The sequence below is a fragment of the Mycobacterium sp. THU-M104 genome (genome assembly GCF_049197365.1).
In the GTDB taxonomy this organism is placed as follows: Bacteria; Actinomycetota; Actinomycetes; order Mycobacteriales; family Mycobacteriaceae; genus Mycobacterium.
This window is the reverse complement of sequence record NZ_JBMIOP010000106.1, coordinates 1-7312: the sequence shown is the minus strand read 5'-3', so window position 1 is coordinate 7312 and position 7312 is coordinate 1. Positions and strand designations below refer to the sequence as shown.

Sequence of the window (7312 nt, the reverse complement as noted above, 5' to 3'; positions counted from 1 at the left end):
GGTCGTCGTCGCGGTGCTCGTGGCCACCAACCTGATCGCTCACTTCACCACACCATGGGCGAGCATCGCGACCGTGCCCGCGGCCGCCGTCGGGCTGGTGGCCTTGGTGCGCGCCCGGGGTCTGGACTGGGCCGAGTTGGGTCTGGGCCGCGAACACTGGAAGGCCGGGCTCGGTTACGCGCTGGCCGCCGTCGCGGTCGTGGCCGCGGTGATCACCGTCGGCGTGCTGCTGCCGGCGACCCGGCCGATGTTCATGAACAACCACTACGCCACGATCTCCGGTGCGTTGGTCGCCTCGATGGTCATCATCCCGCTGCAGACCGTGATCCCCGAGGAGCTGGCCTTCCGGGGGGTGCTGCACGGCGCGCTGAGCCGGGCCTGGGGTTTTCGCGGGGTCGCGCTGGCGGGCTCGCTGCTGTTCGGTCTGTGGCACGTCGCCACGTCGTTGGGCCTGACCAGCAACAACGTCGGCTTCACCAGGCTGTTCGGCGGCGGGGTAGTTGGCATGCTGGCCGGGGTGACCATGGCGGTGGCGGCCACCGCAGCGGCCGGATTCGTCTTCAGCTGGCTGCGCCGGCGCAGCGGCAGTCTGATCGCGCCGATCGCGCTGCACTGGTCGTTGAACGGACTCGGCGCGCTGGCCGCGGCGCTGGTCTGGCACCTGTCGGCCTGACGCAGCTATACCAGCAGCACCGCCGCGCCGGCGATGCGGCCCGCGCTGAGGTCGCTCAACGCTTGGTCGGCCTGATCGAGCCGATACTCGGGCGTGGTCACCTCGATGTGGTGGTGGGCTGCGAAGTCGAGGAAGGCGCGCGCGTCGGCCCGGGTGTTCGACGTGACCGAACGAACCTGGCGCTCCTGGAACAGATGGCGCTGGTAGTTGAGCACCGGGATATCGGACAGGTGGATACCGGCGATTGCCAAGGTGCCGCCGCGGTCCAGCGCCTCCAGCGCGGGCGGCACCAGGTCACCGACGGGGGCGAACAGGATCGCGGCGTCCAGCGGCACCGGCGGGGCATCGGCGGCGCCTTGAGCCGAGGCGGCGCCCAGCTGCAGCGCCAGCTCCCGCGCCTGCGCACCTCGGGTCATGACGTGCACCTCGGCGCCCTGCGCCAGAGCGACCTGCGCGGTGATGTGCGCGCTGCCGCCGAAGCCGTACAAGCCGAGCCGCCCGCCCGGCGGCAGTTCCGCCCTCAGCAGGGAGCGGTATCCGATGATCCCGGCGCACAGCAGCGGCGCGAGTTCGCTGTCGCTGTACCCGCTCGGTAGATGGTGTGCGAAAGCGGCGGGGACCGTGGCGAATTCGGCGTATCCGCCGTCGGCGTCCCAGCCGGTGTAGCGCGACTCGGGGCACAGGTTCTCGTTGCCGCGACGGCAGTATTTGCACGCGCCGCAGGTGTGGCGCAGCCACGCTATGCCCACCCGGTCCCCTACCCGGAAGCCGTCACCGGCCGCCGACCCTACTGCCGAACCCACTGCGGAGCCCACCTGAATGACCTCCCCCACCACCTCGTGCCCGGGGATCACCCGGTCGCGATGGACGGGAAGGTCACCTTCGGTGACGTGCAGATCGGTGCGGCACACGCCGCAGGCTTTGACGGCGACCAGCAACTCCGTCGGCGCGGGCCGCGGGACCTCGGTGCTGACTTGCTCGAGCGGCCCGGAGGCCATCGGTCCGGGCCGGCGCACGCGCCAAGCGCGCATCGTTGTCGCCGTGGCGGTTGAGGGCATCAGTCCATCATGCCGCTGTCCGCCACGGCCGCAACAGGTTGGTTCCGGCTAGGTCTTTTTCACCATGCCGACGAGCCACAACAGGACCACCGAGCCGAGCAGCGCGGTGAAGAAGGTGAAGATCCAGCCTTCACCCGCAGTGTTGACGAAGAAGCTCAGGATGAAGCCGCCGATCAACGCACCGACGATGCCGATCACGATGTTCATCAAGATGCCGAATCCGCCGCCCTTGATGATCTTGCCGGCGACCCAGCCCGCGAGGCCGCCGATGATGATGTAGCCGATCAGACCGACGCTGGTAAAGGTCGTTGAACGGGCCAGGTATTCGGTAGCTGCGATGACGTTCATGCGCGTCTCCTTGCATTTGCCGGCAAATCCCAGTTCACGTTCGTGGGCCGTGGTTTCGGTATACCCGGTTCGCGTAACGAATCCGGTGCCGAATCGGAGACGATTGGCCCAACGCGGGTGATCCGGATGTGCCGCTCAGATGCGCATCGTCGGTGCCGGTGCCGGTGCCGGTGCGGGCGTCGGGCCGACCTGTCCCGCCGGCGCCTGGCCCGGGGCGGGGACGGGAGTCGGGACCTCCGGCGCCGGCGCGGGTGCTGCGGGGGCCGGCACGGGAGGTGCCGACGCCGCCGGGGCCGGTCCGGGCGCTTGGCCGGGGGCGGGGGCCGGCGCTTGCCCCGGAGCCGCCGACGGAGGCGCCCAGGGCTGGATCGACTCAGCCAGCGCCTTGGCGGCGCCCCTGTCCACCGGGTCGTTGGACGTGCCGAGCCACACCACGAACCAGCGCTGGGGTGGTCCGCCGTTGGCGGCGGGCGCGCCGATGACGCCGGTCCAGATCTGGCCGTTCGGCTTGGCCGTGTCGTTGAACTTGACCTCGTAGTACGACGCGCTTCCCGTGAGTCCGTTGCCGTTGAGGGGGGTTGATTCCTGGTTGATGCGGGTGCCGGGGTAGGGCATGTAGAACTCACCCATGTCCGAGCCGAGCCGTACTGCGGCCTTGGCGTTGTCGGGTTCGGCGCTGGCGTAGAGCTTCTGGTCCAGCCGGCCCAGGACGATCCGGGTGTCGTTGGCGACGGGCGGAGCCTGGCCCGGCATCGGCGGCTCTCCGGTGGTCTTGCTCAGCATGGCCGAGCCGTAGTCGAGGTGCGAGGCGTCCGATTCGACCCATCCCGGGGGCAGCAGGAAGCTGAACCCTCCGACGGCGTTCGTGATCCGGGGCAGGTCCGGTGGCAGGTCCGGGGGCGGCGGCGCGTTGGGATCGGCCGGCGGCGGGGGCGGTGCGTTGGGATCGGCCGGGGGAGGCGCGGCATTCGGGTCACCCGGTGCGGGCGCCGGCGCGGGTGAAGGCGAGGGCGCGGGGGCGGCCGTGGTGGCCGGCGGTGGCCCGGGTTCCGGATCGGCCTTCGAGGTCGCCGGCAGAGCGATACCGACGGCGCTGACACTGGTCACGACCGCAATCGCCAGGGTGGCCCACAGTCTCCTGCGGCGCGTTGAGTTCAGGTCCTCCCGATCCATGGCGACGAACCTACCGCGTTACGGCTGTGACGCAAGGGTGGCTTGCTGACAATGTGATGCGCTTTTTCTCGTGTGGTCCCTGCGGCAATTGGTCAGCGCGCCCGCTCGTCAGCCGAGGTGTCGCCGCGGTGCCGGATACAGGGCGACCTCGTGGGCCTTGACGCTGAACCACACCCGTTCCCCGGGGGTCAGCCGCAATTCCGCGACGGCCTCGACGGTGACTCGTGCGGACACGCCGGGCGCGCCGTCGGGTTGCTCGCGGCCGCGCACCAATACCGCCGAGCCGCGCGTGTCGAGCTTGGCGACGGTCTGCTCGACGGTGTTGCGCGGACTGCCGTGCGGTCGAGTCCCATGGCGCTATTGACCAGGTTGACACCGGCGATACGCGCTCCGAAATTGCTGCGGGGGCCGTCAGCGCCTCGGCCACCGGACCGAATTCGGAGATCCTGCCCGACTCCAGCACCAGGACCCGGTCGGCCAGCGTGAACACGTCCAGCAGGTCATGGGTTATCAGGATCACGGCGCAGCCGCTGCGGGACACCACCGCTCGCAGCACCGCGCGGATGGCCGCGGCCGCGGCGACGTCGAGGCCGGACAAAGGCTCGTCGAACAGCAGCACATCGGGTTCAGCCGCCAGCGCCCGCGCGATCGCAACCCGCTGGGCCTGACCGCCCGAAAGCCGGCGCGGGTTGCAGTCGGCGAGCTGGTGGGCGTCCACCTCGCGCAGCCGGCGCAGCGCCGTCGCCCGCTCCCCGGCGCGCGGAGCGCCACGTACGGAGCTTCTTGGGACGGCTGCGCATCCCGAAGTCGACGTTGTCGACCACATTGAGGTGCGGGAACAACAGCGGATCCTGAAGCAGCAACCCCACCCGGCGCTCGTGCGTCGCCACGTCGACCCCGGCCGCGGTGTCGGTCAGCATCCGATCCCCCAGCCGCACCACCCCCTCGTCGGGGCGCACGAGCCCGGCGATGACGTGCAGGACCGTCGACTTGCCCGCGCCGTTGGGCCCCAGCACCGCGAGCACCTCGCCGGCGGCCGCCGAGAACTCCACATCCAGTCGGCGACCCGCGATCACCGCGCGAAGCTGCAACTGGCTCAACGCCGGCTACGCGTCAATGATGGCCGCTGAGGATGATCCGCATCATCTTGAGGTTGATGCTGGTGAACCGCCAGAACTGCACGAACAGGTTCTGCCGCATCCGCAGCTTCGAGCGGGTGGGCAGCGGCGCGTCCGCGATACTTTCGGCAGTCCGCAGGTTCACCTCTGAGCCGATGCTCTCGCTGTCCATGGAAGTCATGGGACCGCCTTTCACTCGGGGATCAACCACCAAAACGGCCTGGCCTTGGCCTTGTAGATGAACATGTGGTGCAGCAACAGTTTGATCCAGTGCCCGGCCAGCCCGAGCTCGCCGGACGTGCCTGCGATGTCGCGGCCGGTCTGCGGATACTTCTTCGGGTCCGGTACCACCGGGAACATCGTCATCGCGGCGGCCGACCCGTCGCGCATCCCCGCGCCCGCGGAGGCGACGCATGCCGCGCCCATGGTCGCCATCGAGGCGCGGTGGGCGGCGGCGTCGGGGTGCGTGATGCGGTCCCGGATGGTCTCGGCGACCGTCTTGGCCATGATCCCCGACGGCATGCCCGTACGCGGCGGGCTCGGAGTGATGACCGTGCCGTTGGGGCTCTTTCGCGGCCTGGAGATCGGGTGCGGCGGCGCGAACGCGATGCCCGGGGCGAAGATGTTGCGGTACGCCGGGGACTCGTAGGTGTGCGGCCAGTCCTCGGCGGACCACTCGTCGTACGGCTTGCCCGAGTAGTCGGCGTCGACCTTGAGGAATCCCGACGGCGCGAACAGCGTGGACGTGATGTCGTTGCCAACGTTGTCGTAGGCGGCGAGGGGAACGCCCCGAAACGGCGGCAGCAGCATCGCGAAGTCGAAGCCCAGGTCGTGCTCCTTACCGTCGAGCTGCTCATAGCGCAGCTTGCCTTCCATCACCTCGTGCACGGCGGCCTGGGTGATGGCCTTGACGCCGCGCTCGCGGAACAGTGACTCGGTCCACATCCGGCTCGACTGCAGAAAACCCTTCTCCTCGAACTGCATGCCGTCGACGCCGAAGTCGCCGAGCTCGTACTCGTTGGTGAGGTACACGATTTCGGCCATGTCGCGCAGGCCCGCCGCGCGCAGCGTGTTGTCGACGTTGAAGGCGTATTCGAAAGCTGCTCCCTCGCAGGTGCAGGTGCCGTGGCCCACGCCGATGACGAGACGCTGTTTCTCGCCGGCCCGCATCTTGGCCATCACCTTGTGGAGTGCTGCGGACGCCTCGATCGCGTGGTCGGCCGTGCACACGGAGTACGAATATCCGTCCGGGCCAAGGCCGGGCGTGGCCGCGAAGTTCAGTTGCGGGCCCGTGGCGTTGATCAAATAGTGGTACACCACGGAGCCGGTCTGGCCGTTGCGTTCGGCATCAGTGTAGGTGAAGTCCACCGTCGGCGACGCCTCACTGCCCGTCCCCTCCGGACGGATCGCGGTCGCGCGGGCTTGGTGGAAGATGATGCCCTTGCGGTCATAGATCGGTTTGAGCGGAATCAGCACCTTGTCGGCTTCTATCCGGCCGACGCCGACCCAGATGTTCGACGGGATCCAATTCCAGTCGGCGTTGGGGGAAATCACGACGATCTCGTGCTTGCGGGGTAGCCATCGGCGCAGGTGCAGCGCGGCGGTGTGTCCCGCGATGCCGGCGCCGAGAATAACGACTCGTGCCATAGCAACTCCTCAGTCGGACCAGGCCACAACGGTAGTGCGGCTCGCTGCATTCCACGGTACCCCTGGGGGTATCAACCTCGAAAGGCGGCCTGCCCATCATGACTCACCAGCAGCGCGCCGTGCGCCGCGACTACCCGCTTTCGCTCCCGGTCAGCCCGCGCGCGCCCAGGCCCAGCACCACCAGTGCCGCCACCGCAACCAACACGATCGACAATGCCACCGCCGCGTTGGCGTCGGTCACCCGCTGCAGATAGATCTCCAACGGCAGGGTGCGGGTCCCCCCCTTGCCGCGAACCGGCGAACGTCAGCGTCGCACCGGACTCCCCCAGTGCGCGGGCGAACGCCAGCACCGCGCCCGACACCAGGCCGGGCCGCAGCAGTGGCAGGATGACCCGTCACCGGACGACGCCGGGCCGGGCCCCCAGCGTCGCGGCCACCACCTCGTAGTCGGCTCCGGCGGTGCGGGCGGTGTCCTCGAGGGAGATCACCAGAAACGGCAGGTGCACGCCGGTCGCGTCCTCGATGCGCCGAGCCACCGACCCGCACGGCACCGGTCGTTGGCAGATGACCACGTTCAGGCCGGGCCTGGTCAGCCCGGCGAAGCTCCCGATCTTCTGCGGATTCCCGGGAGCAGTGACGATCACCAGCGTGTTCGAGGCGACGTTTGCGGGACCGCCGGCCAGCAGTCCCGCTTTGGCGACCGTGTCCATCTGCACGGCGTCCGCTGAGGCGAAGACGTCGGCGGTGGCGCCCTGGGTCAGCTGCGTCGCCAGTTCGGACGAACCGGCGAACTCCAAATCGGCGACCTCGCCTGGGTTGTCGGTCGTGAACTGCCCGCCGATCCGGGTGAAGGCCGGCGTGAGCGAGGCCGCGGCGAACACCACTATCGCACCGGCGGATTGCGACGGGCCAGAGGCTGACCTCACCGCGCATCCGACCGGCGCCGCCAGCAGCGTCGTCGCGGCCAGGCAAGCCCCGAACCCGACCCGAGGCATCCGTGCGCCATAACCGGCGAGGGCCGGCCCGGGCGGTCTGCAAGCGTGACGGCCGCGTAACGATCCACATCGTCCGCGCGTCCCGGCGTCCGGGATTTCACTGGCTAGCTTTCGCGCTGATCGTCAAGTCTGACATTTGGGCATGATCGTATAGCCGAGCTATGGGCTCGGTTTTTGCGCGCGATGAACAAGGGGATCGTTCCGATACGGTTGGGCCGCGAATCCGGCAGGCTGATCAGGCGCCGTCGAGCGGCAGGCTTTCGTGTGCGCCGTCAAGCGGCCCAGCGCGAGCGGGCGGCA

General features: G+C 69.3%; 6 protein-coding genes and 2 pseudogenes. 1 reads left to right on the top strand and 7 read right to left on the bottom strand.

The annotated features are described in order from the left end of the window. Nucleotides 1-673, top strand: a 673-nt coding sequence (locus ACOJVU_RS09905) for a CPBP family intramembrane glutamic endopeptidase (protein WP_421529614.1), incomplete at its 5' end; no start/stop codon positions are given. Between the two features lie 5 nt (nucleotides 674-678). Here ACOJVU_RS09905 and ACOJVU_RS09900 read toward each other — a convergent pair. From ACOJVU_RS09900 to modA, 7 genes and pseudogenes are all read right to left on the bottom strand, one after another. After that, nucleotides 679-1731 carry a zinc-binding alcohol dehydrogenase family protein gene (locus ACOJVU_RS09900; RefSeq protein WP_421529613.1) on the bottom strand — a complete coding sequence of 351 codons (1053 nt, stop codon included), beginning with the start codon at nucleotides 1729-1731 and terminating at the stop codon, nucleotides 679-681. A 48-nt stretch (nucleotides 1732-1779) separates the two neighbouring features. Then, nucleotides 1780-2079: a GlsB/YeaQ/YmgE family stress response membrane protein gene (locus ACOJVU_RS09895; protein ID WP_421529612.1), complete on the bottom strand. Its 300-nt coding sequence runs from the start codon at nucleotides 2077-2079 to the stop codon at nucleotides 1780-1782. A 135-nt stretch (nucleotides 2080-2214) separates the two neighbouring features. After that, nucleotides 2215-3252 (bottom strand): alanine and proline-rich secreted protein Apa, encoded by a 1038-nt coding sequence (locus ACOJVU_RS09890; protein ID WP_421529611.1) that lies wholly within the window; start codon nucleotides 3250-3252, stop codon nucleotides 2215-2217. A 108-nt stretch (nucleotides 3253-3360) separates the two neighbouring features. Next, a pseudogene (locus tag ACOJVU_RS09885) lies at nucleotides 3361-4352 on the bottom strand (sulfate/molybdate ABC transporter ATP-binding protein). Between the two features lie 13 nt (nucleotides 4353-4365). Continuing rightward, nucleotides 4366-4551, bottom strand: a complete 186-nt coding sequence (locus ACOJVU_RS09880) for a hypothetical protein (RefSeq protein ID WP_421529610.1) — start codon at nucleotides 4549-4551, stop codon at nucleotides 4366-4368. Nucleotides 4552-4562: 11 nt separating this feature from the next. After that, a complete protein-coding gene (locus tag ACOJVU_RS09875; protein WP_421529609.1) occupies nucleotides 4563-6017 on the bottom strand; it encodes an NAD(P)/FAD-dependent oxidoreductase in 1455 nt (484 codons plus the stop codon). A gap of 130 nt (nucleotides 6018-6147) precedes the next feature. Continuing rightward, a pseudogene (gene modA, locus ACOJVU_RS09870) lies at nucleotides 6148-7012 on the bottom strand (molybdate ABC transporter substrate-binding protein). Nucleotides 7013-7312: the final 300 nt, after the last annotated feature.

Coding starts and splice junctions, on each gene's coding strand:
- ACOJVU_RS09900 (WP_421529613.1), bottom strand. CDS start 1,731: ATGCCCTCAACCGCCACGGCGACAACGATGCGCGCTTGGCGCGTGCGC.
- ACOJVU_RS09895 (WP_421529612.1), bottom strand. CDS start 2,079: ATGAACGTCATCGCAGCTACCGAATACCTGGCCCGTTCAACGACCTTT.
- ACOJVU_RS09890 (WP_421529611.1), bottom strand. CDS start 3,252: ATGGATCGGGAGGACCTGAACTCAACGCGCCGCAGGAGACTGTGGGCC.
- ACOJVU_RS09880 (WP_421529610.1), bottom strand. CDS start 4,551: ATGACTTCCATGGACAGCGAGAGCATCGGCTCAGAGGTGAACCTGCGG.
- ACOJVU_RS09875 (WP_421529609.1), bottom strand. CDS start 6,017: ATGGCACGAGTCGTTATTCTCGGCGCCGGCATCGCGGGACACACCGCC.